Below are 915 nucleotides of genomic sequence, written 5' to 3'. Positions count from 1 at the left end.
CGTGCGCCGCCGACGGCGCGACGGGGGAGATCTTCTCCTGCGCCGCCGTGAGGCGACGACCCCGGTCACGCCGACCTCGACGGACGTCGTCGAGCAATTCCTCAAGCAGAAGCCCTTCTATATCGCGCATAGAATGGGCGGCACAGAGTATCCAGAATTCACACAGCGCGGTCTCGAAGCCTCGCTGCGCGCAGGCTTCAAGGCCCTGGAGATCTCCGTCCGTCTCTCTGCGAAGGGACCGAACGGAGAGCCCGCCGAATTCGTCGCGATCCACGACTGGAAAACGACGAGGACCGTGCCTGGCACGGACCTGCCGATCTGGTCTACCCCCTGGAGCACACTGCGCACACTCCAACAGGGAACGGGGCCGTTCATGCGGCTTCGCGACATCGTCGACCAGATCCCAGATGACGTGGTCCTCGCGATCGACCACAAAACGACGTCATCTGAGGACCAGCGAAACACTGCTGATCTGCAGGCCGAGGAACGGCTCTTTGAGTACCTCGACACCGCTTTCGGTGGGCACCCAGAGCGCCGCGTCATCTGGAAGATTTTCGCGAAGGGGACGAGCGCGGTGCGCGCGAAAGCACGCGGATACCGCACAATGGCAATGCTCTACCCCGCAGAAGTTCCCGCGGCTGACCTCGGCTCATGGGACATGATCGGCATGGAGTGGTCCGCGAGCGCGGACGTGTGGAATCGGATCAACGCAACCGGGAAGCCGACGATCGCGCACATCATCACCAACGAGGGACAGGCGAGGACGGCGCTCGATAAGGGCGCGTCCGGCCTCATGGCGTCCTTCCCGTCACGTGTGCATCCGTAGCAGCTGAGAGGCCCCACCCTGCCGGGGTGGGGCCTCTCTCGCTATTCAGGCTGGGCTGCGTACCGCTGTCGCTGGGCACGGCTGACGGC

1 protein-coding gene is annotated in these 915 nt (G+C 64.4%); it reads left to right on the top strand.

Going from position 1 to position 915, the window contains the following annotated elements; translation table 11 throughout:
* The coding region (locus HMPREF1494_RS11590; RefSeq protein ID WP_197017151.1) for a glycerophosphodiester phosphodiesterase at positions 1 to 826 on the top strand (826 nt) is incomplete at its 5' end.
* Positions 827 to 915: the final 89 nt, after the last annotated feature.

It is taken from the genome of Bifidobacterium sp. MSTE12 (assembly GCF_000513015.1).
Taxonomy (GTDB): Bacteria; Actinomycetota; Actinomycetes; order Actinomycetales; family Bifidobacteriaceae; genus Bifidobacterium; species Bifidobacterium dentium.
The sequence above is the reverse complement of the archived record's forward strand: the minus strand, read 5'-3'. Positions and strand labels throughout refer to the sequence as shown.